21 protein-coding genes and 1 other RNA gene are annotated in these 25,804 nt (G+C 64.8%); 10 read left to right on the plus strand and 12 right to left on the minus strand.

Translation table 11 applies throughout. The annotated features are described in order from the left end of the window. Positions 1-118: 118 nt before the first annotated feature. The 8 genes from cmk to gyrA form a co-directional block, all read right to left on the minus strand. On the minus strand, positions 119-793 hold the full coding sequence (gene cmk, locus QQS38_RS03535; RefSeq protein WP_479643964.1) for a (d)CMP kinase: 675 nt from the start codon (positions 791-793) through the stop codon (positions 119-121). Positions 794-807: 14 nt separating this feature from the next. Beyond that, entirely contained in the window at positions 808-2,112 is a 1,305-nt protein-coding gene (aroA, locus tag QQS38_RS03540; RefSeq protein WP_479643965.1) for a 3-phosphoshikimate 1-carboxyvinyltransferase, read from the minus strand. 11 nt (positions 2,113-2,123) lie between these two features. Beyond that, complete coding sequence (locus tag QQS38_RS03545) at positions 2,124-3,059, minus strand: prephenate dehydrogenase (RefSeq protein ID WP_479643966.1); 936 nt, start codon at positions 3,057-3,059, stop codon at positions 2,124-2,126. A 38-nt stretch (positions 3,060-3,097) separates the two neighbouring features. Continuing rightward, the gene (hisC, locus tag QQS38_RS03550; RefSeq protein WP_479643967.1) at positions 3,098-4,210 is read right to left on the minus strand and encodes a histidinol-phosphate transaminase; all 1,113 of its coding nucleotides are present in this window, start codon (positions 4,208-4,210) and stop codon (positions 3,098-3,100) included. 117 nt (positions 4,211-4,327) lie between these two features. Next, a complete protein-coding gene (pheA, locus tag QQS38_RS03555) occupies positions 4,328-5,410 on the minus strand; it encodes a prephenate dehydratase (protein WP_479644099.1) in 1,083 nt (360 codons plus the stop codon). 55 nt (positions 5,411-5,465) lie between these two features. Then, positions 5,466-6,548 (minus strand): 3-phosphoserine/phosphohydroxythreonine transaminase, encoded by a 1,083-nt coding sequence (gene serC / locus QQS38_RS03560; RefSeq protein WP_479643968.1) that lies wholly within the window; start codon positions 6,546-6,548, stop codon positions 5,466-5,468. Between the two features lie 196 nt (positions 6,549-6,744). Beyond that, positions 6,745-7,347, minus strand: coding sequence for a DUF2059 domain-containing protein (locus QQS38_RS03565; protein ID WP_479643969.1), 603 nt, complete (start codon positions 7,345-7,347; stop codon positions 6,745-6,747). 188 nt (positions 7,348-7,535) lie between these two features. After that, positions 7,536-10,163 carry a DNA gyrase subunit A gene (gene gyrA / locus QQS38_RS03570; RefSeq protein ID WP_479643970.1) on the minus strand — a complete coding sequence of 876 codons (2,628 nt, stop codon included), beginning with the start codon at positions 10,161-10,163 and terminating at the stop codon, positions 7,536-7,538. 497 nt (positions 10,164-10,660) lie between these two features. Here gyrA and ompA point away from each other — a divergent pair, with 497 nt between their 5' ends. The 5 genes from ompA (at position 10,661) to QQS38_RS03595 (ending at position 13,999) form a co-directional block, all read left to right on the plus strand. Further along, the gene (gene ompA, locus QQS38_RS03575; protein WP_479643971.1) at positions 10,661-11,317 is read left to right on the plus strand and encodes an outer membrane protein OmpA; all 657 of its coding nucleotides are present in this window, start codon (positions 10,661-10,663) and stop codon (positions 11,315-11,317) included. Between the two features lie 241 nt (positions 11,318-11,558). Continuing rightward, positions 11,559-12,257, plus strand: a complete 699-nt coding sequence (ubiG, locus tag QQS38_RS03580; RefSeq protein ID WP_479643972.1) for a bifunctional 2-polyprenyl-6-hydroxyphenol methylase/3-demethylubiquinol 3-O-methyltransferase UbiG — start codon at positions 11,559-11,561, stop codon at positions 12,255-12,257. An 86-nt stretch (positions 12,258-12,343) separates the two neighbouring features. After that, entirely contained in the window at positions 12,344-13,057 is a 714-nt protein-coding gene (gene gph / locus QQS38_RS03585; RefSeq protein WP_479643973.1) for a phosphoglycolate phosphatase, read from the plus strand. A 119-nt stretch (positions 13,058-13,176) separates the two neighbouring features. Then, positions 13,177-13,534, plus strand: a transfer-messenger RNA (tmRNA) gene (gene ssrA / locus QQS38_RS03590). A gap of 102 nt (positions 13,535-13,636) precedes the next feature. Beyond that, positions 13,637-13,999, plus strand: a complete 363-nt coding sequence (locus tag QQS38_RS03595) for a hypothetical protein (protein WP_479643974.1) — start codon at positions 13,637-13,639, stop codon at positions 13,997-13,999. Between the two features lie 133 nt (positions 14,000-14,132). On the opposite strand, the gene QQS38_RS03600 is transcribed toward QQS38_RS03595, so the two are convergent. Continuing rightward, a complete protein-coding gene (locus QQS38_RS03600) occupies positions 14,133-14,399 on the minus strand; it encodes a hypothetical protein (protein WP_479643975.1) in 267 nt (88 codons plus the stop codon). Between the two features lie 147 nt (positions 14,400-14,546). Further along, positions 14,547-15,650, minus strand: a complete 1,104-nt coding sequence (locus tag QQS38_RS03605; protein ID WP_479643976.1) for a substrate-binding domain-containing protein — start codon at positions 15,648-15,650, stop codon at positions 14,547-14,549. Positions 15,651-15,800: 150 nt separating this feature from the next. Between QQS38_RS03605 and QQS38_RS03610 the strand changes: the two genes are divergently transcribed. From QQS38_RS03610 to QQS38_RS03625, 4 genes are read left to right on the plus strand one after another with little or no spacing between them, the layout of a single operon-like run. Beyond that, a complete protein-coding gene (locus tag QQS38_RS03610) occupies positions 15,801-16,328 on the plus strand; it encodes an NAD(P)H-dependent oxidoreductase subunit E (RefSeq protein ID WP_479643977.1) in 528 nt (175 codons plus the stop codon). Beyond that, positions 16,325-17,887: a formate dehydrogenase beta subunit gene (locus QQS38_RS03615; protein ID WP_479643978.1), complete on the plus strand. Its 1,563-nt coding sequence runs from the start codon at positions 16,325-16,327 to the stop codon at positions 17,885-17,887. The genes QQS38_RS03610 and QQS38_RS03615 overlap by 4 nt, the downstream gene beginning before the upstream one ends. A gap of 14 nt (positions 17,888-17,901) precedes the next feature. Beyond that, entirely contained in the window at positions 17,902-20,856 is a 2,955-nt protein-coding gene (gene fdhF, locus QQS38_RS03620) for a formate dehydrogenase subunit alpha (protein ID WP_479643979.1), read from the plus strand. 52 nt (positions 20,857-20,908) lie between these two features. Then, positions 20,909-21,151 (plus strand): formate dehydrogenase subunit delta, encoded by a 243-nt coding sequence (locus tag QQS38_RS03625; RefSeq protein ID WP_479643980.1) that lies wholly within the window; start codon positions 20,909-20,911, stop codon positions 21,149-21,151. A gap of 19 nt (positions 21,152-21,170) precedes the next feature. Here the strand turns inward: QQS38_RS03625 and QQS38_RS03630 are convergent, their stop codons facing one another. Continuing rightward, entirely contained in the window at positions 21,171-23,003 is a 1,833-nt protein-coding gene (locus QQS38_RS03630; protein WP_479643981.1) for an FAD-dependent monooxygenase, read from the minus strand. 198 nt (positions 23,004-23,201) lie between these two features. On the opposite strand from QQS38_RS03630, the gene QQS38_RS03635 reads away from it, so the two are divergent. Further along, on the plus strand, positions 23,202-25,091 hold the full coding sequence (locus tag QQS38_RS03635; RefSeq protein WP_479643982.1) for a tetratricopeptide repeat protein: 1,890 nt from the start codon (positions 23,202-23,204) through the stop codon (positions 25,089-25,091). A gap of 37 nt (positions 25,092-25,128) precedes the next feature. Here the strand turns inward: QQS38_RS03635 and pgsA are convergent, their stop codons facing one another. Continuing rightward, positions 25,129-25,722, minus strand: coding sequence for a CDP-diacylglycerol--glycerol-3-phosphate 3-phosphatidyltransferase (gene pgsA, locus QQS38_RS03640; RefSeq protein WP_479643983.1), 594 nt, complete (start codon positions 25,720-25,722; stop codon positions 25,129-25,131). Between the last annotated feature and the right edge of the window lie 82 nt (positions 25,723-25,804).

A 25,804-nucleotide genomic window follows, 5' to 3' on the forward strand; every position in this document is an offset into this window, starting at 1 on the left:
TGGCTTCGCGAGTGTCAGTGCCGGCGACTAGGACCGGACACGCTGCGACATGGATGCGAACGCCATACGGGGTTAAGGGTTAACACCACGCTTGGGGCCCACGGGGGCACCCAAGCACCTACCGCTCTCGATACCACTGCACCACGGCTTCGACCGCTTGATCGATCGACAGCGCAGAAGTATCGAGCAGCTTTGCGTCTGCCGCGGGCTTGAGCGGCGCGACGGCGCGCTGACTGTCGCGCTCGTCCCGCTCTCGCAAATCCCGGAGCAAGTTATCCATATTAGCAGAAAAGCCTTTTTGGATCAATTGCTTATGCCGCCTGGCCGCGCGCGCCTCCACACTGGCCGTCAGGAACACCTTGAGCATGGCGTCCGGGAAGATCACGGTGCCCATGTCGCGGCCGTCGGCCACGAGCCCCGGTTCCTTGCGAAACGCCCGCTGGCGCGCCACCAGCGCGGCCCGCACGTTTTGATGGACGGCGATCGCCGAGGCCCGGTTGCCGATTTCCTCGGCGCGAATCTCGCTCGACACATCGGCGCCGTCGAGCTGCGCGCAGCCTTCCCGGAACGTGATGTGCAACTCGCTCACGAGTGCGGCGAGCGCGTCGGCGTCATCCGGCGCGACCCCATAACGTACGCTTGCAAGGGCGGCAAGCCGGTAAAGCGCGCCGCTATCCAACAAGTGAAAGCCGAGTCGCGCGGCGACGAGCGCCGCGACCGTGCCTTTGCCTGAAGCGGTCGGGCCGTCGATCGTGATGACGGGAGTTTGGTGAAAGGGGCGAGTCGGTTTCATCTAATAAAGGGAGGTCACGCGCGAACGAGCGTCTCGAAACGGGCGAAATAATCGGGAAACGTCTTGCCGACGCACTTCGGATCATTGATCCGCACGGGAACGCCGCCGAGCGATACGAGCGAGAAGCACATCGCCATGCGGTGATCGTCATAGGTGTCGATCGCCGCGTGGGGCGTCAGTTTCGCAGGGGGCGTCACGACGAGAAAATCTTCGCCCTCCTCGACCGTCGCGCCGACTTTGCGCAGCTCGTTGGCCATCGCGGCAATCCGATCCGTCTCTTTCACGCGCCAACTGCCGATGTTGCGCAGCGTGGTCGTGCCGCGCGCGAACAGCGCACACACGGCGATCGTCATCGCCGCATCGGGAATCAAATTGAAATCCATGTCGACCGCTTCGAGCTGGCCGTGATCGTGGCCTACGCCGCGCACCTCGATCCAGTCTTGCGCCATCGTGACGTTGGCGCCCATCGCGGTCAGTGCGTCCGCGAACGCGACATCGCCCTGGATACTGTCGCGGCCGACGCCGACGACGCGCACAGGACCGCCGCCGATCGCGCCGGCCGCGAGGAAATACGACGCCGACGAAGCATCGCCCTCGACCATGATCGCGCCCGGCGATCGGTAACGCACGCCGGCCGGCACCGTGAAGCGCTGCCACCCCTCGCGCGCGACGGTCACGCCGAAGCGCTCCATCAACTTGATCGTGATGTCGATGTAAGGCTTCGAGATCAACTCGCCTTCCACTTCCACCACGATCTCGCCGGTCTTGGCGCGCACGAGCGGCAGCGTCATCAGCAGCGCCGTCAGGAACTGGCTCGACACGTCGCCGCGCACGCGGATCGGCGCCTCGATCGCGATCGCGCCCGGGCGAATGCGCAGCGGCGGGTACCCCTCGTTTTCTTCGTAATCGATGCGCGCGCCGATCTGGCGCAGACCATCCACGAGATCGCCGATGGGCCGCTCATGCATACGCGGCACGCCATGCACGCGATAGTCGCCGCCGTTGACCGCGAGCGCAGCCGTCAGCGGACGGATCGCCGTGCCTGCGTTGCCGAGAAATAGATCGGCCGTCTTCGCCGTGAATGCGCCGCGGGTGCCCTGAACGACACAGCGCTCGTCCTCGCGCGTCATTTTGACGCCGAGCTTCTCGAGCGCAGCCAGCATGACGCGCGTGTCGTCGGAATCGAGCAAGTTCGAAACGGTCGTTTCGCCCTCCGCCAGCGCAGCGAGCAGCAGCACGCGGTTCGAAATGCTCTTGGAACCGGGCAGGCGCACCGTGCCTTGCGCGCGCGAGTAGGGTCCGAGATCGAGGTGATCCATAACATGTCCTTTCATTTCGGAGCGAGATCGGCAGGCGCAGCCGCTTGCCCCCCGCGTTCTTGCCATTGCGTGCGCGCCTCGCGCGAACGCGCGAACACCGCCTCGAGCGCGGCGCCGTCTTCGGCGACGATCGCAGCGCGCAAGCGTGCGAGCACCGTCATATAACCGTCGAGTTCGTCGACGAGGGCATGGCGGTTGGCCAAGCAGACATCGCGCCACATTTCCGGATTCGACGCCGCTATCCGCGTGAAATCGCGGAAACCGCCGGCGGCGAACGAAAACTTCAGCGCCGCGTCGGGCGCATTCAAGATGCGCTCGACGAGCGCGAACGAGAGCAGATGCGGCAAGTGGCTAACGGCCGCGAACACCCGATCGTGCTGCTCGTGCGTCATCGTGCTGACGATCGCGCCGGTGGCACGCCAAAGCGCCTCGATGCGCGCGACGTCTTGCGCACGGTTCTCCGGTAGCGGGCACAGCACGACGTTGCGGCCGACGTAGAGGTCGGGCAGCGCCGCCTCGATGCCGCTCGATTCGCGGCCGGCGATCGGGTGGCCGGGCACGAACTGGCCGGCGCGCTCGGCGAGCGCTGCGCGCGCGGCGGCGACCACGTCGGACTTCGTGCTGCCGGCGTCGGTCACGATAGTGTCGGCGCCGAGAAACAGCGCGATGCGCTGTAGTAGCGGCAGCGTCTGCGCGACCGGCGCTGCAAGCAGCACGAGGTCAGCGCCCGCCAACGCGACGGCTAGTTCGGCGTCGTCATCGAGCGCCGCTGCTTCATCGACGACGCCAAGCTGGCACGCGCGCTCGGCTGATGCGCGCGAACGGCCCACGCCGACGATGCGGCCGACGCTCGCCGCACCGGCGCGCTCGCGCAGCGCACGCGCCAACGAGCCGCCGATCAGGCCCACGCCGAAAATCACGAGTTTGTCGAAAGAAAACGAAGTCACGAATCGCTCGCAGGCTGAAGGTCGAAATTGGCCGCGCCTCAAGGCCGCGCGAGCGCCGTTTGAAGGGCGGCGAGGAACGCCTCGTTCTCCTGCGGCAGGCCGATCGTCACACGCAACCATTGCGGCAGCCCGTAATTGCCGACCGGACGCACGATCACGCCTTGCTGGAGCAGTGCGAGGTTCACACGTGCGCCCGCATCGTCGTCGTTGCCCACGCGCACCAGCACGAAGTTGCCGAACGAGGGCACGTACTCGATGCCCAGCGCATCGAACGCCTCGGTCAAGCGGCGATAGCCGGCCGCATTCAACGCCGCGCTCTTCTCGAGGAACGCCGTATCGCTCAGCGCCGCGACCGCCGCCGCTTGCGCGACCGTGTTGACATTGAACGGCTGACGCAACCGGTTCAGCAGATCGGTCAATTCCGGCGGCGCGATGGCGAAACCCACGCGCAGGCCCGCGAGGCCAAACGCCTTGGAGAACGTGCGCGACACCATCAGATTCGGATAGCGGCGCACCCATGCGAGGCTATCGTAGCGATGCGAATCGTCGAGGTATTCCGTGTAAGCCTCGTCGAGCACGACCACGACGCGCTTGGGGACCCGCTCCAAAAACGCTTCGAGCGACGCGGCGCCGATGAAGGTCCCGGTCGGATTGTTGGGGTTGGCGATGAACACCAGGCGCGTATCGTCTTCGATTGCCGCGAGCATCGCCTCGAGGTCGTGCCCGTACTTCACCGCGGGAACGACGATGGCGCGCGCGCCCAGGCCTTGCGTGGCCAGGGCATAAACCGCAAACGAGTACTGCGAATAAACGACCGACTGCCCTTTCTCGACGAACGCATGGGCGGCCATCTCGAGGATGTCGTTGCTGCCGTTGCCGAGCGTGATCCATTCGGCCGGAACGCCGTAGCGCGCCGCCAGGGCAGCCTTCAGTTCGAACGCGTTGGAATCCGGGTACCGGCCCAGTTCCGCGGCGGCCCTCACCATCGCGGCCCGCGCCGATTCGGGCATACCGAGCGGGTTTTCGTTCGAGGCGAGCTTGACGATGCGCGCCTCGTCGAGGCCGAACTCGCGCGCGACTTCCGAGATCGGCTTGCCGGCGACGTACGGCGCGATGCCGCGCACGTAGGACGGGCCGTATTGCGTTGTCATGTCTGTCTCCAAAGCGGACCAAGCCGATTCGTTGCACCGGCCGTGCGCCGCGCGGGTGCACGCGCCGATGCGCTGGCTCGCATGGCGAGCTGCGTCGAGCGCGCGAACCGCGCCGCGTCAGCGCGAGCGCGGATACGAGCCGAGGATCTTGAGGAACGCCGCCTTCTGTTCGAGCTCGGCGAGCGCCGCGGCGACGGACGCGTCTTCTCGATGACCTTCGACGTCGATGTAAAAGTAATACTCCCAGGTGCCCACGCGCGCCGGACGAGACTCGAAGCGCGTCATCGATACGCCGTGGCGCGCGAGCGGTTCGAGCAGCTTGAACACGGCCCCCGGCTCGTTCTTCACCGACACGATCAGCGAGGTCTGGTCATGGCCGCTGCGGCCCGCCGGCGCGTTGCCGATCATGACGAAGCGCGTGCGGTTGTGCGGATCGTCCTGGATCATCGGATAAGCGACCAGCAGCCCGTAAAACGACGCCGCACGGTCGCTCGCGATCGCGGCGACCGTCGGATCCTGCGCCGCCAGGCGCGCCGCCTCGGCATTGCTCGTGACGGCCTGCCGCTCGACGTGCGGCATGTGGGTCGCGAGCCAGCGCTGACACTGCGCCAGCGCTTGCGCGTGGGCGCAGACGCGAACGATGCCGGTCACCGCGCCGCTTCGGGTCAACAGGTTATGGCGAATCGGCAACGCAAGCTCGCCGCCGATCAGCAACTGCGATTGCAGCAACAAGTCGAGCGTGCGCGAAACGGCGCCCTCGCTCGAGTTCTCGACCGGCACGACGCCGAACTCGGCGCCGCCGGCTTCGACCGAGCGGAACACTTCGTCGATCGATAGACACGGCGAGCCTTCGATCGAATGACCGAAGTACTCGTACATCGCCTCTTCGCTATAGGTGCCGGCCGGCCCGAGATAGGCCGCGGTGACGGGGCGCTCGAGCGAACGGCTCGCCGCCATGATCTCGCGCCAGATCGCGCTGATGTGGTCGCCCGCCAACGGTCCCGCGCTCATGTTCTGCAAGCGCGCGATGACCTGCTGCTCGCGCTCGGGCCGAAACACGGGCGCGTTGTACTGCTTCTTGACCTCGCCCACTTCTAGCGCGATCGCGGCGCGCTGGTTGAGCAGCGCGATGAGCTGCTCGTCGATCGCATCGATTCGATCGCGCAGCGGCTTCAGCTTTGAATTGAGTTCGTCATCCATGCGTAAAACGGCCGTATCGAAAACGGGCGGCGTCATGCCGCCCCGCCCGCGCGACTTAAGCGCGAGTCCGTTCGAATTCCAACATGTACTCGACCAGCGCCTTGACGCCTTCGAGCGACACCGCGTTGTAGATCGACGCCCGCATGCCGCCGACGGACTTGTGGCCCTTGAGCTGCATTAGCCCGCGCGCTTTCGCGCCGGCAAGGAAATCTTCGTTGCGCGATTCGTCGGCGAGAAAGAACGGTACGTTCATTCTCGAACGCGAATCGCGCTCCACTTTGTTGATATAGAAGCTGCTTGCATCGATCGTGTCGTAAAGCAGCTTCGACTTCTCGAGGTTGCGCGCCTCGATTTCCTTCAACCCGCCTTGCCGCTTGAGCCACTTGAAAACGAGGCCCGCGATGTAGATCGCATAGGTAGGGGGCGTGTTGAACATGGAATTGTTCTCGGCGACGATGCGCCACTCGAATGCAGACGGGCAAATCGCGAGCGCGCGATCGAGCAGGTCCTCGCGCACCACGACGATCGTCAAGCCCGCCATGCCGATGTTCTTTTGCGCGCCGCCGAACATCACACCGTATTTGGCCACGTCGAGCGGGCGCGACAGCACGTGCGAAGAAACATCGGCAACGAGCGGAATATCGCCGAGATCGGGGATATCGAAGGTCTCGACGCCGTGAATCGTCTCGTTGGTGCACAGGTGGACGTAGGCCGGATCGCTCGACAACTGCCACTCGCTGCGTTTGGGCGCGCGCGTGAAACCATCGGCCGTCTCGCCGGTCGCGGCCAGATGCGGCTTGCAGTACTTGGCCGCCTCTTTGAACGACTTTTGCGACCACGAACCCGTAACGATGAAATCGGCGACATCGCGCTTGCCCAGCATATTCATGGGCACGATCGCGTTCTCGCCTAGACCGCCGCCTTGCAAAAAGAGAATGCGATGGCTGGCCGGCGCCTGCAAGAGCTCGCGCAGATCGGTGAGCGCTTCTTCGTGGATCGACATGAACTCGCGCCCGCGATGGCTCATTTCCATCACGCTCATGCCGCTGCCATGCCAATCGAGCATTTCGTCGGCCGCTTGGCGCAGCACTTCCTCGGGCAACGCTGCCGGCCCCGCCGAGAAATTGAAGACCCGCATCGTGAGACTCCCCGAACAATGAAATGGAATGAAGCGTGGCGCGCCTCCGGTGACGCCTCACAGCGGACGCATACCGCAAATAGTAATGGCCGTTCGCGCGTTTCGCGCAAACGGCCATTATCGCACCGCCGATCGAAAACCGCTCGCATAGGCCCGAACGCGGGCCTATGCCGACAAGCCCGAAGGGCTTTGCGGCTTACTTGCCGGGCTTGACCGCGGCGACTTCCTTATCGGCTTGCGTGCGCGTTGCCTGGATCGATTGCGGCATGTACTTCTGCATCAATCCACCCACGACATCGCGGCCGACTTGATCTTGCACCTGGATGAACTTACGACCCGTCGGGCTCTTGTAGAACGTCGTCAGATCTTTGATTTCCTGCGTCGAGTAGTACTTCGCATAGGCGTCGTACTGCGCTTGCATCGCGTCTTGGCGGAACGCATCCGTCGCAAACACTTGGCCGGCGGAATCGACGAGCTTTTGCACGGCCGTCTTCTGCAACGACGGCACTGCTGCTTGCTTTTGCTTATCCGTCAGCGTTTTGTTTTCCGAAAGCGCTTCGGACAGGATTTCCGGAACGTACTGGCGCGCTTGCATCTGCGCGCTGTTGCCGATGGCGCCGACGAGCTTTTGCGCGTCGATCGCTTCGAGCAATTCCTTGATTGCAGCCTGCTTGGCCGGGTCGACCGGAGCAGTTGCAGCAGCGGAAGCCGCCGGCGCTTGAGACTGGAGCGCTTGCGCCATTGCGAAAGTCGGCACGAAAGCGGCCAGCAGCATCCATTGCTTGAATCGTTGTTGCATCTTCACTCCCTCTAAAAAATGAGTCGTTAGCGCGCAGCCGTCGGTTCGTTGCGCCGCCGTCGCACGCGGCGGCAGGTCCCAACCTATAGCACGATCGCTCGCGCGCTTCGTTGTCTTTCGTCAAAAACCGCAGCCATGCCGCGCGGCTCGCAAAGCACACGGCCGACTGCGGTCGGCCGCGCCGATACTTACTGCTGCGCGCCGTCTTCGCCGTCCTCGCCGGCTTCCTCTTCAGGCGCCGCGCCTTCGACGTCAACTTCGGCTTCCGCGATCTGCTGCAGGCCGGAGAGCTTCGTCCCCTCATCGAGGCTGATGAGTGTAACACCCTGCGTTGCCCGCCCCATCTCGCGGATCTCCGAAACCCGCGTGCGAATCAACACACCCGTGGTGGTAATCAGCATGATTTGGCCTTCGGCGTCGACGAGCGTGGCCGCTACGACCTTGCCGTTGCGCTCGGACGTCTGGATCGCGATCATGCCCTTCGTTCCGCGCCCGTGACGCGTGTACTCGGTGATCGGCGTGCGCTTGCCGTAGCCGTTCTCCGTGGCCGTCAGCACGGACTGCGTCTCGCTGCCCGCCACGAGCATGGCGATGACCTGCTGCCCCTCTTCGAGCTGCATGCCGCGAACGCCGCGCGCCTCGCGGCCCATCGGGCGCACGTCGTTCTCGTCGAAGCGCACCGCTTTGCCTGCGTCCGAGAACAACATGACGTCGTGCTGACCGTCGGTGATCGCTGCGCCGATCAGGTAATCGCCATCGTCGAGACCGACCGCAATGATACCTTTACGCAATGGTCTGCTGAAAGCCTCGAGCGGCGTCTTCTTGACCGTGCCGAGCGAGGTCGCCATGAACACGAACTTGTCCGCCGAAAACTCCTTGACCGGCAGCACGACGTTGATCTTCTCGCCTTCCTGCAGCGGGAACATGTTGACGATGGGGCGGCCGCGCGAGTTGCGCGAGCCCTGCGGCACCTCGTACACCTTGACCCAATAGACGCGGCCGCGATTCGAGAAGCACAGAATATGATCGTGCGTGTTCGCGATGAACAGCGTATCGATCCAATCGTCTTCCTTCATCTGCGTGGCCTGCTTGCCTCGGCCGCCGCGTTTTTGCGCGCGATACTCGGACAGCGGCTGCGACTTGACGTAGCCCGCATGCGACATCGTCACGACCATGTCTTGCGGCGTGATCAGATCTTCCGTGTTCAGTTCGGTCGCGTTCAGCTCGATCTTCGAGCGCCGCGCGTCGCCGAACTCGGTCTTCACGGCCGTGAGCTCGTCGCCGATGATGGCCGTGATGCGCTCGGGCCGCCCGAGGATGTCGAGCAGATCGGCGATTTGGGCCATGACTTCGCGGTACTCGCCGATGATCTTGTCTTGTTCGAGGCCCGTGAGGCGTTGCAGGCGCATCTGCAGAATTTCCTGCGCCTGCGTATCGGACAGCTTGTAGAGGCCGTCGCCCTGCATGCCGAAAGCGGGATTCAAACCTTCCGGGCGGTAGGCTTCGCGCCCGCCCGCCGCCGAATTCTCGCTTTCGGCCCGCGCCAACATCTCGCGCACGAGCGAGGAGTCCCACGCGCGCGCCATCAATTCTTGCTTCGCGATCGGCGGCGTGGGCGCAGCCTTGATGATCGCGATGAATTCGTCGATGTTCGCGAGCGCAACGGCCAGCCCTTCGAGGACATGGCCGCGTTCGCGCGCTTTGCGCAGCTCGTACACGGTGCGCCGCGTCAGCACCTCGCGCCGATGCGACAGGAACGCGTCGAGCATCTCCTTCAAGTTCAGGAGCTTGGGCTGGCCGTCGACGAGCGCGACCATGTTCATGCCGAACGTGTCCTGCAGCTGCGTCGCTTTATAGAGGTTGTTCAGGACGACCTCGGGCACTTCGCCGCGCTTGAGCTCGATGACGACGCGCATGCCGCTCTTGTCGGACTCGTCGCGGATGTCGGAAATGCCCTCGAGCTTCTTTTCGTTGACGAGTTCGGCAATGCGCTCGAGCAGCGAGCGCTTGTTGACCTGATACGGCAGCTCGTCGACGATGATCGCCATGCGCTGGCCGCGATCGATTTCCTCGAAGTGCGTGGCCGCGCGCATGACGACGCGGCCGCGCCCGGTGCGGTAGCCGTCCCGCACGCCGGCCACGCCGTAGATGATGCCGGCCGTGGGGAAATCAGGGGCCGGTATGATTTCGATGAGTTCGTCGATGCTCGCCTGCGGGTTCTTCAGCAGGTGGTGGCAGGCGTCCACGACTTCGTTCAGGTTGTGCGGCGGAATGTTCGTGGCCATCCCCACCGCGATGCCCGACGAGCCATTGATCAGCAGATTCGGGATGCGCGCCGGCAAAATGAGCGGCTCGCTTTCGCTGCCGTCGTAGTTCGGCCCGAAGTCGACGGTTTCTTTGTCGATGTCGGCCAGCAGCTCGTGGCCGATCTTGGCCATGCGGATTTCGGTGTACCGCATGGCGGCGGCATTGTCGCCGTCGATCGACCCGAAATTGCCTTGACCGTCGACCAGCATGTAGCGCAGCGAGAAATCCTGCGCCATCCGAACGATGGTGTCGTAGACCGCGGTGTCGCCGTGCGGATGATATTTACCGATGACGTCGCCGACGATACGCGCCGACTTCTTGTAGGCGCGGTTCCAGTCGTTGTTCAGTTCGTGCATCGCATAGAGCACGCGGCGATGCACCGGCTTCAAGCCGTCCCGCACGTCGGGGAGCGCCCGTCCAACGATTACGCTCATCGCGTAATCGAGATACGAACGACGCATTTCCTCTTCGAGGGAGATCGGCAGAGTCTCTTTGGCGAATTGATCCATTATCCGTATCGATTTCGGGCGCGAGCGGAGCGAAAACCCAATCGGACCGCCACCCCCGCCGACCCGGCAGGAGGCGCCGGGCATCACGCGATTCTAACATGCCCGCCCTTGCCGCCCGCCACCCGGCGCGTACTCCCCCATGCACCCGAACGCCGGACACCCGCGTCGACCGATTTTTGCGGTGCGCGAAGGCAATTGTTGCGGGGATGCTGGCACGCATCGTGCGACCTACCACCCCCTTCGGAAGCCCGCCTGGCTTCCCTGTTGCGGGAGCACCACAATCGAAACGGGCGATTTGGGACGGCGGGATTTTTTTTTCGTAAGAAGGGAACGATATGGCAAAATGCCAACGCACTTGGTTAGACGCTGCTCGAAGTGTCCACAGGGTCGCCGTTTTTTGTGCCGCACCAATGTTATACTTCGAGCAATGTATGACTTGTCTACGTCATCCAGGCTCGCAGTAAACCTGCGGTAATCTCAATTTCGAGAGGAGAAATATGAATAAATTTTCAAAGCTCGCGTTCATTGCAGCTACCGCAGTTGTGGCTGCATCCGCATCGGCACAGTCGGTGCCGGCGTCGCGACAAGCTACGAACGACAACTGGGTGAATGGTACCGGCGAATACGTGTGGATGAACGGCACGAACGAGCTTTGCTGGCGCGATGCGTTCTGGACGCCGGCCACGGCCAACGCGAAGTGCGACGGCGCGCTCGTCGCCCAAGCCCCGACGCCGCCCGCTCCGGTCGCCCCGGCTGCTCCGGCTATCTCGAGCCAGAAGGTCACGTATCAAGCCGATACGCTGTTCGACTTCGACAAGGCTGTGCTGAAGCCGGCCGGCAAGCAAGCGCTTGACGATCTGGCCACGAAGATCCAAGGCATGGATCTGGAAGTCGCCGTTGCAACGGGCTACACCGACAAGATCGGTTCGGACAAGTACAACGATCGTCTGTCGCTGCGCCGCGCGCAAGCTGTCAAGGCTTACCTCGTCAGCAAGGGCGTGCCTGCCAACAAGATCTACACGGAAGGCAAGGGCAAGCGCAACCCGGTCAAGACGGATTGCAACCAGAAGAACCGCAAGGCGCTCATCGCTTGCCTGGCTCCGAACCGTCGCGTGGAAGTCGAAATCGTCGGCACGCAAAAAGCAGCGCAGTAAGCTGCCGTTTTCGGCGTCACGAAAAAACCCCGCTGCGGCGGGGTTTTTTTCTGCCTGCGGCATACAGCGCAGGGGCAACCGCAACGCAGTCCAACCACGCGAACCGGCGCTTCGCAGAGCGCGGCGAACCGGTCTTGCCCGCGATAGTTTGGCGCGCTCCGAGCGCCCCGGCGGTTTTGCCGCAGCGCGCAACCCTCGATATACTCAGCCTAATTCTCGCCCACTCCACGTTTGCAAGCTTATGACGAATGCCGATCCCCACGAGCTACGGAAATTTAGCGACCTTGCGCACCGCTGGTGGGATCCGAACGCCGAGTTCAAACCGCTGCATGAACTAAACCCCATCCGCCTCGCGTGGATCGATGCGCACGCTCATTTGCCGGGAAAACGGGTGCTCGACGTCGGCTGCGGCGGCGGCATCCTATCCGAATCCATGGCCGGCCTCGGCGCGCAAGTCAAAGGCATCGACCTATCCAATCAAGCGCTCGGTGTAGCAGACCTGCACAGCTTGGAGAGCGGCATCACCGTCGAGTACGAAGAGATCGCAGCCGAGGCGCTCGCCGTCCGGGAGCCCGCCAGCTACGACGTCGTGACCTGCATGGAAATGCTCGAGCACGTGCCCGATCCCGCGGCGATCGTTCGCGCCTGCGCCACGCTCGTCAAGCCCGGCGGCTGGGTGTTCTTCTCCACGCTCAATCGAAACATGAAGGCGTATCTGTTCGCCGTGATCGGCGCGGAATACATCGCGCAGATGCTGCCGAAAGGCACGCACGACTACGCGCGCTTCATCCGTCCGTCGGAGTTGGCCGGCTTCGCCCGAGCGGCCGGCTTGCGCGAGGCGCAAGTCAAAGGCATCACCTATCGCCCGCTCGGCAAGCGCTTCGCCTTGTCCGACGACACGAGCGTCAACTACTTGTTCGCCTGCCGCCGCGACGATTGACCGAAACCGAGCGGCGGCCGTCATCGGCACCGCTCATCCTCGCATCGCGCGCCCTGCCAGCCCCCTCCTTCCTCCGCTTTCGACTCATGAGCCAACCGTCGTCCCCACCCGCGCGTCAAGACGACGCGCCGCAGATCGCCCGATGCCGCGCCGCCCTGTTCGACCTCGACGGAACGCTCGCCGATACCGCACCGGATCTCGTGGCCGCCGTGAATAAGATGCGCCGCGACCGAGGGCTCGAACTCGTCCCCGTCGAGCAGTTGCGACCGTTCGCCTCGGCCGGTGCGCGCGGCCTGATCGGCTCAGCCTTCGGCATCGGCCCGCAGGACCGCGAGTTCACCCCGATGCGCGAGGAATTCCTCGCGAATTACGAGGCCGACCTATGCATCGAGACGACGCTGTTCCCAGGTATCGCGCAACTGCTCGACGCCTTGGATGCACGCGGCGTTCGTTGGGGCATCGTCACGAACAAGGTCGGCCGCCTGACCCTGCCGCTCGTCGCGCAGCTTGGGCTTGCGGCACGCGCAGGCTGCGTCGTGAGCGGCGACACGACGCCGCATTCCAAACCCCATCCGGCACCGTTGCTTCATGCCGCCGAAACGCTCGCGCTGCCGCCCGAGCAAATCGTCTACGTCGGCGACGATTTGAGAGACGTGCAGGCGGGATTCGCCGCCGGCATGGCGACCGTGGCGGCGGCATACGGCTACTGCGGTGCCGATCTGCCGCCGGCCATGTGGCATGCGCAGCACATCGTCGACACGCCCGAGCAGCTCGAGCTGTTGCTCGCTGCGCTTGGGTGACGCGAGGCCGGCGCGTCGCACCGAGTCCGAGCGGCGGCCCTTGGCGCATCCGCGCCCTCTTGATTTTTCGGCCGGCCGCACCATCTTGCTTTCTGTGGGATAATTCCACCTAACCTAACGGGGCCGACCTGGTTTCGACGTGGGTAACGAAGCAGTTCAGGGCATACCGAGGACCCGTCACCTCGTAAATCAATGGGACTTAAGTAACCGCAAACGATAACTCGTTCGCCGTAGCGGCTTAACCCCCGCTCGCCTCGCACTAGCTCGCTGACGGGCTAGGGTCGCAAGACTAGCGAGGTCATTTACGTCAGATAATCCTCGGTGGTGTCACGACGCCGGGGCCGAAAACCTAGTGACTCGCCGTAACGAAGCGTGTTCGTCCGCGTCGGTGCGGTTAAATCAAACGACTGAACTAAGTATGTAGAACTGGCTGTGGACTATTTGCGGACGCGGGTTCGATTCCCGCCGGCTCCACCAGCATTGCAGGGCCAACCTTCGGGTTGGCCTTTTTCATTGGTGCGCTCCGCGCGCGCAGTTACACTGGCCCACCCGATCCATTGCCAAGCAGGCCTCTCACCGATGAAAAGATTGACGCTCGCAACCGCCGCCCTAGCCCCCGCCGTGCTGCTGATCGCATGCGGATCCACCACACCGCAAAACTCGGCGAACACGCGCGACGCCAGTGCGCCGATGGCGTTCTCATCGTCACGCTCTCCCCGCGCCATCGCGAACTGCCTGACGGGCCGCTTGTCGGGCGTGCACCGGCGAACCGGCGCCGGTTACACCGAACTGGGGGTCGGCCGCTCTGCCGACGGCTACGCCTGGCTCATCACGTTGGCGCCGTCGACCGCGGGCTCGAACGTGCGCGTCGAACAAACTCGCGGTGACGATTCCGTCTCCGAACCCGAGTTACGCTTGGCGATCGCGCGCTGCACGACCTAGCCGCCGCAGGTGCGCGAGCCGCGCACAACCCTGCCCTCGAACGTAACTCGAAGAACGCATCGCGCACACGCAGCACACCAGCGCTCGCTAGTTGCTCACACCGCTATGACGCGATTGACCGAACACCCGCCCTCTATTGCACGTCGTCCGGGCATTGCAAGTTGCAGCCATTGGGATCGCCGTTGTCGCCGCGCTTGCGCAGCTGCGAGCGGCGCGATTGGTACTTCTTCGACGGCGCCGACGCGGCAAATTCCAATTGCGGATGCTCTTGCAACCGGAACTGATCTTGCAAGATGCCTCCCGGCACCCCGGGGGAATTCTGCGCGAAAGCGAGCGTTGCGACCGTGGCCAGCGTACCGGCAGCCGCGAAGGCGGCGCAGAAGTTGACGAGTGATTTCATAGCAATTTACAGCGCCGTGCGGCGCATTCCGAGCCAGTCCGAACGAGAAACCAGCAAGAGTAACGCAGAATCGCCGGCACTTGCAGCGGAACCGGTTAAGGCCGTAATCGCCGCCGCGGTGGGGGCCGGCCCAATCCGCCCAGATCGCTATCGCTTGACGGGCGAAACTTCCCCGTGCGGCGAGCCGCGCAAGCCCGCGGCCACGTCGATCAGTTCACCGCAATGCGTGGGGTCGTAACCTTCGAGCGACGCAACCTTCGCACGAAAGCCGTCGCTTCGCAGCACCCCGAGGGCGGATGCCGACGGCTGCGTCGATAACCGGCTGCGATCGCAGGCGAAGTAGTAATCCTCGTCGACGATCGGCAGAAAATCGAGTCCGAAATGGTGCGCGGCCGGCGCCACCCCGAAGCCCGCGTCGGCCATGCCGCTCGCAACGAAGGCGGCGATCGCCGTATGCGTGAGTTCAGTCGATGCGTAGCCGTTGATACGGTCGGGATCGATGCCCACGCTGTTCAACGCCAAATCGAGCAGCAGCCGCGTACCCGATCCGGCCTGCCGATTGACGAACCGGATATCGGCGCGTGCCAGATCGGCGAGGCCGCGCACGCCCTTAGGGTTGCCTTTTGCGAGGAAAAGGCCTTGCTTGCGCCCGGTCAGATAGACGAGCACGTGCCGCCGAGGGTCCAGCCAGCGTCGGTAAATATCGGCGCAGAACTCGCGAAACGCCCCGCGGGGCAGGTGAAAACCCGCGAACTCGCATTCACCGCGCGCAAGCGCCGCGACGGCTTCGGCGCTTTCCCGATACTTGATCTCCACGGCGTTCGCATCGAGCTCGTTCATCTGCGCCACCAGCGCGGCCACCGCATACCCGTGCGAAGCATGGATGCGCATCGTGCCGCTCGCGCCCAGTTGCCGGTTCAATTCGGCCGCAACTTCGGCAGCCAATTGCTGCAGCGGCCCGTCGAGCCGCTCCGCGCAGGTGCGTTGCGCCTGCACGACGGCACGCCCCAGCGACGACAATGCCGAGCCTTTGCCGCGCTCCTTCGATATCAGCTCGCCGCCAAGCCGCGCTTCGATCGCGCGCAACAACCCCCAGGCGTGCCGGTACGAGAGCTGCCGCTCGCCGGCCGCTTGCGCGATGCTGCCCGTTTCGCCGATCGACGCCAAAAGGGGCACGATGTCCGTCAAGCTCATTTCCCGGCCCGCACTGTCGCGTACGATCAATTCCGCGACGCATTTGATGTCGATCATTTATGCAGTCCGATTTCCTATTGCACAAGATGCGGCCCGCGCCTATCGTGGCATCACAACGGCCAGAGCCGAGCATATATGCACAGCATATGACTAGCAAGTGCATATAGCCTCGCCATACAGGAGCCGGAGCTTAAGAGGAGCCCCACCTTGGAACAGGTCAGCGCCGCGGCGCCGGACGAGCTCGTCCGCCGACACGCTTCGCCGGGCGCATCGCTGCTTGCGGTGCTGCACGCCATACAGGACGAAATGGGCTTCGTCCCGCCCGAGGTCGTCGCGCCGCTTGCGCGCGCCTTCAATCTTTCTCGCGCCGAAGTCCACGGCGTGCTCACCTATTACCATCACTTCCGCACGCACCCGCCCGCGCAGGTCGCGGTCGCGCTGTGCCGTGCCGAAGCCTGCCGCAGCATGGGCGTCGAAGCGCTCGCGCGGCACATCGAGGGTCGCACAGGATGCCGCTTCGACGCCTCCCGCGAGGCTGGCGACCCAGGCGAGCACGGCGTGCAGCCGGTCGAGCTCGAATCGGTCTACTGCCTCGGCCAGTGCGCGTTGTCGCCGTCGATGACGATCAACGGCGAACTGCATGTGAAGGTCACGCCGGACAAATTCGATGCCCTGTTCGACGAGGCGCGCACCCATGCGGCAGCGCCGCTCGCCCGCGCCAAGGAGAACGCATGACCACGCGTGTTTTCGTCCCCCGCGATTCGTCGGCGCTTGCGCTCGGCGCCGATGCGATTGCCGAGGCGATCGTGCAAGAGGCCGCGCGACGCGGTACGTCGGTGGAACTCGTGCGCAACGGTTCGCGCGGGCTGCTCTGGCTCGAACCGCTCGTCGAAGTGCAGACGCCCCAAGGGCGGATCGGCTACGGCAACGTGCAGGTGCACGAAGTCGCATCGCTGTTCGATACCGGCTTCCTGACCGGCGGCGCGCACGCGCGCTCGGTCGGTCTCGTCGATGAAATCGACTATCTGAAGCGCCAGCAACGTCTCACGTTCGCACGGTTGGGCGTGACCGACCCGCTCTCGGTCGACGACTACCTGGCGCATGGCGGCCTGGCAGGGCTGAAGGCGGCGCTCGAGATGAGCGCTCAAGCCGCCTGCCAAACGGTGTTGGACTCGGGCCTGCGCGGCCGCGGCGGCGCGGCGTTTCCCGCCGGCATCAAATGGCGCACCGTCCAAGAAGCGAAGGCTGCGCAAAAGTATGTCGTCTGCAATGCGGATGAAGGCGATTCGGGCACCTTCTCCGATCGACTCGCCATGGAGGGCGACCCGTTTGCATTGATCGAAGGCATGGTCATCGCGGGCGTGGCGACGGGCGCCACGCGCGGCTACATCTATGTGCGCAGCGAATACCCGCATGCAATCGCGATGTTGAACGCCGCGCTCGGCAAGGCGCGCGCGGCGGGCTGGCTCGGCGAGCGCGTGCTCGGCTCGAACCACGCTTTCGAGCTCGAAGTCGCCAAAGGCGCGGGTTCGTATGTCTGCGGGGAGGAAACGGCGCTGCTCGAGTCGCTCGAAGGCAAGCGCGGCATCGTGCGCGCCAAGCCGCCGGTCCCGGCGCTCTCAGGCCTGTTCGGTCAACCCACCGTCGTCCATAACGTCATCACGCTCGCGACCGTGCCGATCATCTTCGCGCGCGGCGCCGCGTTCTATCGCGACTTCGGCATGGGCCGCTCGCGCGGCACGCTGCCGTTTCAGTTGGCGGGCAACATCAAGCGCGGCGGCCTGGTCGAACTGGCCTTCGGCGTCACGCTGCGCGAGCTCGTCGATGAGTTCGGCGGCGGCACGGCAAGTGGTCGTCCCGTGCGTGCCGTGCAGGTGGGCGGGCCGCTCGGCACTTATCTGCCCGAGAGCCAGTGGGATATTCCGCTGGATTACGAAGCCTATGCGGCCGTCGGCGCGGTAGTCGGCCACGGCGGGCTCGTCGTTCATGACGACAGCTCGAACCTCGCGGAACTCGCACAGTACGCGATGCACTTTTGCGCCGTCGAATCATGCGGCAAATGCACGCCTTGCCGCATCGGCTCGACCCGCGGCGTCGAAGTCATCGCGCGCATCCGCAACGGCGACACCTCCGAAAAGCAAATTCAATTGCTGCGCGACCTGTGCGACACCATGGTGTCCGGTTCGCTCTGCGCGATGGGCGGCATGACACCCTACCCGGTCTTGTCCGCGCTGGATCATTTCCCAGAAGACTTCGGTCTTCGCCCCGTTCAGCCGAAAGCGGCTGCGGCTTGACGATGGAGCCTCTCATGTCCGATGCGCCCGCCCGCACCCCTGCCGCCCCGTCAAGCTCGGGCGGTTGCGGTTCCGCACACTGCGCATGCCGATCGAACGCCGCCGCGCCGGCAAGCGATATCGATTACGGCACCCCGCGCCGGCACGCCGACACAGATGTCACGCTCGAGATCGACGGCGTCGCGATCACCGTGCCCGCCGGCACGTCGGTCATGCGCGCCGCGATCGAAGCCGGCGTCAACGTGCCCAAGCTGTGCGCGACCGATTCGCTCGAGCCGTTCGGATCGTGCCGCCTTTGCCTCGTCGAAATCGAAGGCAAGCGCGGGTATCCGGCCTCGTGCACCACGCCCGTCGAAGCGGGCATGCGCGTGCGCACGCAAAGCGACCGGCTGCAATCGCTGCGCCGCAACGTGATGGAGCTCTATATCTCCGATCACCCTCTCGACTGTCTGACCTGCCCCGCCAACGGCGACTGCGAATTGCAAGACATGGCCGGGGTCGTGGGGCTGCGCGAAGTGCGCTACGGCTTCGACGGCGCGAACCATCTTCGGGACGCCAAAGACGAGTCCAATCCGTACTTCACGTACGATCCGTCCAAGTGCATCGTGTGCAATCGCTGCGTGCGCGCGTGCGAAGAGACGCAAGGCACTTTCGCGCTGACGATCGCCGCACGCGGGTTCGAATCGCGCGTGGCGGCAAGCCAAAGCCAGCCGTTCATGGAGTCGGAGTGCGTCTCGTGCGGCGCCTGCGTGGCCGCTTGCCCGACCGCCACGCTCGTCGAGAAGACGATCGAGTTCGCAGGCCAACCCGAGCACTCGGTCGTCACCACCTGCGCCTATTGCGGCGTGGGCTGCTCGTTCAAAGCCGAGATGAAGGGCTCGCAAGTGGTACGCATGACGCCTAACAAGAACGGGCAGGCCAACGAAGGCCATGCTTGCGTCAAAGGGCGCTTCGCGTGGGGCTATGCGACCCACAAAGATCGCATCACGACGCCGATGATTCGCGCAAAGATCACCGACCCATGGCGCGAGGTGTCGTGGGAGGAAGCAATTGCCTACGCCGCCTCGGAGTTCCGCCGCATCCAAGCGAAGTACGGTCGCGATTCCGTCGGCGGCATCACGTCCTCACGTTGCACCAACGAAGAAACGTACCTCGTGCAGAAACTCGTGCGCGCAGCCTTCGGCAACAACAACGTCGACACCTGCGCACGCGTATGCCATTCGCCGACCGGCTACGGCCTGAAGACGACGATCGGCGAATCGGCCGGCACGCAGACGTTCGCGTCCGTCGAGAAGGCCGACGTCATCATGGTCATCGGCGCCAACCCGACCGATGGGCACCCTGTCTTCGGCTCGCGCTTGAAACGGCGCTTGCGCGAAGGCGCCAAGCTCATCGTCGCGGACCCGCGCCGCATCGATCTCGTCGATGGTCCGCACGTGAAGGCGGACTATCATCTGCAACTGCGCCCGGGCACCAACGTCGCACTCGTGAACGCGCTCGCACATACGATCGTGACCGAGGGCCTTTTGGCGGATGCGTTCATCGCGCAACGGTGCGAGCCGCTCGCCTTCGAGCAATGGCGCGCGTTCATCGCGCAACCGGAGAATTCGCCGGAGGCGACGGCCGACGTCACGGGCGTGCCGGCCGAGCTCGTGCGCGAAGCGGCCCGGCTCTATGCGACAGGCGGCAATGCCGCGATCTATTACGGCCTGGGCGTCACCGAGCACGCCCAAGGCTCGACCATGGTCATGGGCATCGCCAACCTGGCCATGGCCACCGGCAACATCGGGCGCGAAGGCGTCGGCGTCAATCCCTTGCGCGGCCAAAACAACGTGCAGGGTTCGTGCGACATGGGCTCGTTCCCGCACGAATTGCCCGGTTATCGCCATATCGGCGGCGATGAAGTCCGGCATGAATTCGAAGCGGCGTGGGGCGTGCAATTGCAACCCGAGCCCGGCTTGCGCATCCCGAACATGTTCGACGCGGCGCTCGACGGCAGCTTCCGCGGCCTGTATTGCCAAGGGGAGGACATCGTCCAATCCGACCCCGACACGCAACACGTGGCCGCCGCGCTCACGGCGATGGAATGCATCGTCGTGCAGGACATCTTCCTGAACGAGACGGCCAAGTACGCGCACGTGTTTCTACCGGGGTCGTCGTTCCTCGAAAAGGACGGCACATTCACGAACGCCGAGCGACGGATCTCGCGCGTGCGACGAGTGATGCCGCCCCTTGCGCGCTACGCCGACTGGGAAGTGACCCTGATGCTCTCGCGTGCGCTCGGCTACGAGATGGATTACGCACATCCTGCGGAGATCATGGACGAAATCGCGCGACTGACGCCGACCTTCCATGGGGTCTCCTACGCGCTCATCGATCAGCTCGGCAGCGTGCAGTGGCCGTGCAACGAGCAAGCGCCCGAAGGCACGCCGACGATGCACGTCGACCAATTCGTGCGCGGCAAGGGCAAGTTCGTCATTACGCAATTCGTCGCCTCGCGCGAGAAAGTCACGCGACGCTACCCGCTGCTGCTGACGACGGGACGCATCCTGTCGCAATACAACGTGGGGGCGCAGACGCGCCGCACCGAAAACTCGCGTTGGCACGAAGAGGATCGTCTCGAGATCCATCCGCACGACGCGCAGGATCGCGGCATCAAGACGGGCGATTGGGTCGGCATCGAATCGCGTGCCGGTCAAACGGTGCAACGGGCGCTCGTCAGCGAGCGGATGCAACCGGGCGTGGTCTACACGACGTTCCATTTCCCGGAATCGGGCGCGAACGTCATCACGACGGACAGTTCGGACTGGGCGACGAATTGCCCCGAGTACAAAGTCACCGCGGTGCAGGTGCAGCCCGTGCAGCAGCCGTCCGAATGGCAGCGGCAATACGAACGGTTCAACGAAACGCAGCTAGAGTTGTTGCGCGAGCGTGAACGCGCGCTGGCTGGCGCGACGAGCGGGAAGTGAGCATGCGCACGACGGTTTGCGGCGCGACACTGACGAAGGAAGGCGGGCGGGGATGAATCTCGAGCATTTGATCGAAATGGCAAATCAAATCGGTGCGTTCTTCGCGTCGATGCCCGATCGCGAGGAAGCGCTGACCGGCATTGCCGATCACATCCGCCGCTTCTGGGAACCGCGCATGCGGCGCACGATCCTCGCTTCGCTCGACGATCCGGCAGCAAGTGCCGCGATGTCGCCGATCGTGCGCGAAGCGCTGTCCCGCGCTCGCGAGGCGCTTACGCCGCACGCGCTCTCGTAACGAACGCTGGCCGCAGCGTTCAGGGCGCGGCGCCTTGGCCGCCGAACCACGTCTCGCAATGCCGCATGAGCGAGTTCGCATCGGATGCGGGGCGTCCGCGCGCGCACAGATAGCCGTCAGGACGCAAGAGGTAGAACGCCGGACGCGTGCGCCCGTATGCATGCATGAGCGACGGTGCGTCGCCGTCGCTCGCATCGGTCACACGCCAAATGCGCACTGCGCCAGGCAACGCGGCTTCTACCGCAGCGCACAGACCATCGACGTCCGAATCCGCCGCGACCTTCGGCGCGACGAGCGTCCCGGTCGCGTCCAGCGCCGCTTGCGCGCCGCCGGGCAACGCCACCAGCACGAACAGCGTGAAGAACGCCGGATCGTGCAAATCGTACAAGCGCGCCGTGCCGGGAGCTCGGCCAAGCGGACCGTCGATCACATGCACGAGCGCATCGGGCGCCCTCTCCCCGGCTCGCGGCCCGCCGTCCAAGACACGCTCGAGCGTGAGCGGGCTGCGCCGGTATTGAATCGCAAGCTCGCTGACCATGAGCCGCGCAGCGTCGCGCAGCGGCCCGAAAGCGGCCAGCAGCGGCATGACGCGCTCGCGCAGCAGTTTCATCGGTCCGCGTTCCGCCTCGGCCAATTGCGTGATGAACGCCGTTTGGCGTAGAACGTCGCGTTCGATGGGATGGCGCTCGAGCTGGTAGGTGTCCAATAGCGCCTCGCCGGCTCGGCCTGCCATGTGCCGTGCCAGTTTCCAACCCAGATTCAGCGCTTCCTGAATGCCCGTGTTCATGCCCTGCGCACCGGCGGGACTATGCACGTGCGCCGCATCGCCCGCGAGGAAAACGCGCTGCATGCGCAGCCGCTCGACCATGCGGCTATTCAGATGGAAGAGAGAGGACCACCCCAACGCCGACAGTTGCAGCGGATGTCCGATCCGCCGAGCGGCGATGGCGACGCATAGATCGAGAGAAGGCCTGTGATCGCCGCTATCGGCGGCCGGCGCAGGCTCTAACCGGTGCGGCAAGTCTTTCAGGCGATGTTCGGCGGCCGCGTTTTCGCGTGCATGCACCGTCATCCGCTCCTGGGTAGGTGTTGCCGCCGCCGGCGATGCCTGTTCAGGGCCGCCGACGCCGTTCGGCTCATCCTCGTCATCCACGCCATCGACGTTATCGGCGATAAAGCGGTGACGCCCTCCCCCCATCGGAATGACGGCAGCCAACCCGTCGCTCGATGCAAACAGATGAAGCTCGTCTGCCGACAAGTCGGAATCGACTTGCAGATCGGCAAGCAGGAAGGTCTGCTCGAACGTTTTACCCGAGAAGCCCAAGCCGAGCAGGTGACGCGTGGTGCTGTGCGCGCCGTCCGCGCCGATCACGTAAGCCGCGCGGCACGTCTCTTGCCTGCCGTCGGCGTGCAGCAACTGCGCCTCGACCTGCGACGCATCCTGTTTCAGGCCGACGAGCGCAACGCCGCGCTCGATCCGTACGCCAAGCGTGGCCAGATGCTCCGTCAACAGCCGCTCGGTGATGGATTGATCGAGGCAAAGCAGATAGGGATAACGCGTGTGCAGCGGGTCGAAATCGAGCCGCGCGAGCCGATGCCCGTTCGAGTACAGGTTTGCCGCGCGCAGTCTGTGGCCCAACGCGAGAAATGGCTCGACCACGCGGTGTTGTTCGAACAGCTCGAGCGTGCGCGCTTGAATGCCGATCGCACGCGAAAAGGCGGCGGGCGCGAGCGCTCGGTCGATGAGGCGCACGTGCGTATGCGCACGCGCCAAGCTCATTGCGGCGGCGAGTCCGGTCGGCCCGGCCCCGACAATCAATACCGGCAGCGCATCGATGGTAGCGGCGGCCATGCTTGTCCTCCGGCGAACCACGAGATCTTGCCAAGTGTACGCCGCCTCGTCGGGATCGGCGCTCGAACTCGACCGCGCAGGTCGGCCGTCCCCAGCGATGGGCGAATGGCCTCCCGGCGCCGGCGCCCGACGCCCGACGCCCGACGCCCTACTATCCGAGTATGGGACAATGTTGCGTTTGCGCAATTGCCTGCCGTCATGGAATCCTTGTTCGCGCGCGCCTATGCGGCGCATCGTGACGGACGCCTCGCCGATGCCGAGCGCGACTATCGCGCGGCGATCGAGGCCGACCCCGTCCACACCGACGCCCTCCATCTGCTGGGGGTGCTCCGCCACCAGCAAGGGCGGCACGAAGAAGCGGCCGAGCTCGTCGGTCGCGCGGTAGCGCTGCGCCCTGGCGATGCGGCCCTGCAACTGAACCTCGGCAATGCGCTGAAGGCGCTCGGGCGCCTCGACGGCGCAATCGAGCGCTTTCGCAATGCCCTCTCGCTTGCCCCCGAATTTCCGCTGGCCCATTACAACCTGGGCAATGCCTACGCACAGGCAGGGCGCCACGAAGATGCCGTCGACGCGTTCGACCGTTCGTTGCGGCTGCAACCGAACGACGCATCGACCTACAACAACCTTGGTAACGCGCTGCACGCGTTGGGCCGGACCGAAGAGGCGATCGCTGCATTCTCGCGGGCGCTGGCGCTGCGCCCGGGCCACGCGGGGGCGCACAACAACCTCGGCATGGCGCTGGCGGCGCTCGGGCGCGCAGATGAGGCGATCACGCATTTTCGCGCTGCTCTGGCTGCCGAGCCGCGCTATGTCGCCGCGCATTTCAACCTTGGCAATACGCTCGACGCCGTGGGTCTTCATGCGCAGGCCGCCGCGGCATTCGAGGCGGCACTGGCATTACAGGCCGCGTTCCCGCCCGCGTTGCTGGGGCTGGGCAATGCACTGGCGGCGCTTGGCCGGCACGAAGAAGCGATCGCCCGCTACGAACGCGCCGTCGGCCTCGACCCACGGTTGGCTCTGGCCTGGCTAGGCCTGGGCAATGCGCACCACGCGCTGGGCGCACACGAGGCGGCGCTGCGCGCATTCGATCAGGCGCTGCGGCTGCGTCCGGACCTCGCTTCGGCGCAATTGAATCGGGCGCTTACCTTGTTGACGCTGGGCGATCTTGCCCGAGGCTTGCCCGCCTACGAATCGCGGCTCGAGATCGCAGCCGCAGCGGCAGCGAACGAGCACGCGGCGGCGGAGGGGGCAGCCCTACCGCGCTGGCGCGGCGAGCCGATCCCCACGAAAACACTGTGGATCGAAGCGGAGCAAGGTTTCGGCGATACGCTCCAATTTCTGCGCTTCGTGCCGCTTGCGCAAGCGCGCGCCGGCCGCGTCATGCTGACGGTGCAGCGCGAACTCGCCCCGCTCGTGGCGCCCCTCGCGAACGCATGGGGCGTTACATTGGGCATCACGGGCGAGCCGGCGCCGCAAGCGCACTTGCATTGCCCTTTGCTGAGCCTGCCGCTCGCGCTGGGAACGCGGCTCGAGACATTGCCCTGCGCTCGCCGCTACTTGGAGGTCCCCGCCGCCTACCGCCGCCATTGGCGCGGTTCGCTCGGCGGGCATGCGAAGGTGAAGATCGGCTTGGCCTGGTCGGGCCGCATCCAAGCACAGGAAAACCGCGCCATGCCGGTGGCGACGCTTGCCCCGCTGTTCGCGTTGCCAGGCATCGATTGGCTCGTGCTGCAGCCGAATTTGAGCGACGACGATCGGCGCTCGCTCGATCTGCACGCGCGCACCGCGTCGCTTCACCGTCTCGACGCCCGTATCCGCGATTTCGCCGATACCGCCGCTATCGTCGATAAACTCGACGCCGTCGTCTCGATCGACACGTCGATCGCCCACCTCGCCGGCGCACTGGGCAAGCCGCTGTGGCTCATGCTCCCTTTCGCGGCGGACTGGCGCTGGTTCACGAGCACCGACCGCAGCCCCTGGTACCCGAGTGCGCGGCTAGTGCGGCAACCCGCGCCGGGTCAATGGGCGAGCGTCGTCGAAGAAGTGGCGCGCGCCGTTTCGAGCGAATTTCCGGACGAAGACCGATAGATAAAGAACGGCGCCGCGCGAATAACGCTTCCCGCGATCACTGCGCGCCGCCGCGTTCGCGGATTTGCGGCCACGCGAGTTTCATGTAATAGAGCATCGACCAAATCGTGAGCACGGCGGCGAGGTAGATGAGCCAGATGCCCCACACGCGCGTATCGATGGCGAACGACGAGCCGAACGGGATCCTGCCGTAATAGAGCAGCATGGGAATCGCGATCATCTGGCACGCCGTCTTGAACTTGCCTAGTTGGTTGACGGCGACGCTCTTGGACGCGCCGATATGCGCCATCCACTCGCGCAACGCGGAAATGGCGATCTCCCGGCCGACGATCACGAGCGCGATCGCCGCTTCGATGCGCGACAGTTGCACGAGCACGAGCAGCGCCGCGGTCACCATCAGCTTATCGGCGACCGGATCGAGAAACGCGCCGAACGCCGAAGTCTGATTCCACTTGCGTGCAAGAAACCCGTCGAACCAATCGGTCAGCGCGGCCAGGACGAAGATCGCCGCCGCCGCCATGTTGCGATCGACGGAGCTCATCATCGAATCGGGGACGTAGAAGACGCCGACGACGAGCGGAATCAGCACGATCCGCAGCCATGTCAGAAAGATCGGAAAGTTGAACGGCATGGACGAGTGCGGGCGTTGGAGTGAGGAACCGGTCTAGGGAGACGCCATTGTGCCGCGTCGCCGTACCCGCCACAAGCCAAGC

It is taken from the genome of Trinickia sp. Z7 (assembly GCF_056498045.1).

What these genes read in the sequence shown, in the direction of transcription:
- QQS38_RS03600 (WP_479643975.1), bottom strand. Translation starts at nt 14,399, where the DNA reads ATGAAATCACTCGTCAACTTCTGCGCCGCCTTCGCGGCTGCCGGTACG.
- pheA (WP_479644099.1), bottom strand. Translation starts at nt 5,410, where the DNA reads ATGGATGACGAACTCAATTCAAAGCTGAAGCCGCTGCGCGATCGAATC.
- QQS38_RS03565 (WP_479643969.1), bottom strand. Translation starts at nt 7,347, where the DNA reads ATGCAACAACGATTCAAGCAATGGATGCTGCTGGCCGCTTTCGTGCCG.
- QQS38_RS03615 (WP_479643978.1), top strand. Translation starts at nt 16,325, where the DNA reads ATGACCACGCGTGTTTTCGTCCCCCGCGATTCGTCGGCGCTTGCGCTC.
- QQS38_RS03595 (WP_479643974.1), top strand. Translation starts at nt 13,637, where the DNA reads ATGAAAAGATTGACGCTCGCAACCGCCGCCCTAGCCCCCGCCGTGCTG.
- cmk (WP_479643964.1), bottom strand. Translation starts at nt 793, where the DNA reads ATGAAACCGACTCGCCCCTTTCACCAAACTCCCGTCATCACGATCGAC.
- gph (WP_479643973.1), top strand. Translation starts at nt 12,344, where the DNA reads ATGAGCCAACCGTCGTCCCCACCCGCGCGTCAAGACGACGCGCCGCAG.
- pgsA (WP_479643983.1), bottom strand. Translation starts at nt 25,722, where the DNA reads ATGCCGTTCAACTTTCCGATCTTTCTGACATGGCTGCGGATCGTGCTG.
- QQS38_RS03625 (WP_479643980.1), top strand. Translation starts at nt 20,909, where the DNA reads ATGAATCTCGAGCATTTGATCGAAATGGCAAATCAAATCGGTGCGTTC.
- ompA (WP_479643971.1), top strand. Translation starts at nt 10,661, where the DNA reads ATGAATAAATTTTCAAAGCTCGCGTTCATTGCAGCTACCGCAGTTGTG.
- ubiG (WP_479643972.1), top strand. Translation starts at nt 11,559, where the DNA reads ATGACGAATGCCGATCCCCACGAGCTACGGAAATTTAGCGACCTTGCG.
- gyrA (WP_479643970.1), bottom strand. Translation starts at nt 10,163, where the DNA reads ATGGATCAATTCGCCAAAGAGACTCTGCCGATCTCCCTCGAAGAGGAA.
- serC (WP_479643968.1), bottom strand. Translation starts at nt 6,548, where the DNA reads ATGCGGGTCTTCAATTTCTCGGCGGGGCCGGCAGCGTTGCCCGAGGAA.
- QQS38_RS03630 (WP_479643981.1), bottom strand. Translation starts at nt 23,003, where the DNA reads ATGGCCGCCGCTACCATCGATGCGCTGCCGGTATTGATTGTCGGGGCC.
- hisC (WP_479643967.1), bottom strand. Translation starts at nt 4,210, where the DNA reads ATGACAACGCAATACGGCCCGTCCTACGTGCGCGGCATCGCGCCGTAC.
- QQS38_RS03635 (WP_479643982.1), top strand. Translation starts at nt 23,202, where the DNA reads ATGGAATCCTTGTTCGCGCGCGCCTATGCGGCGCATCGTGACGGACGC.
- QQS38_RS03605 (WP_479643976.1), bottom strand. Translation starts at nt 15,650, where the DNA reads ATGATCGACATCAAATGCGTCGCGGAATTGATCGTACGCGACAGTGCG.
- aroA (WP_479643965.1), bottom strand. Translation starts at nt 2,112, where the DNA reads ATGGATCACCTCGATCTCGGACCCTACTCGCGCGCGCAAGGCACGGTG.
- fdhF (WP_479643979.1), top strand. Translation starts at nt 17,902, where the DNA reads ATGTCCGATGCGCCCGCCCGCACCCCTGCCGCCCCGTCAAGCTCGGGC.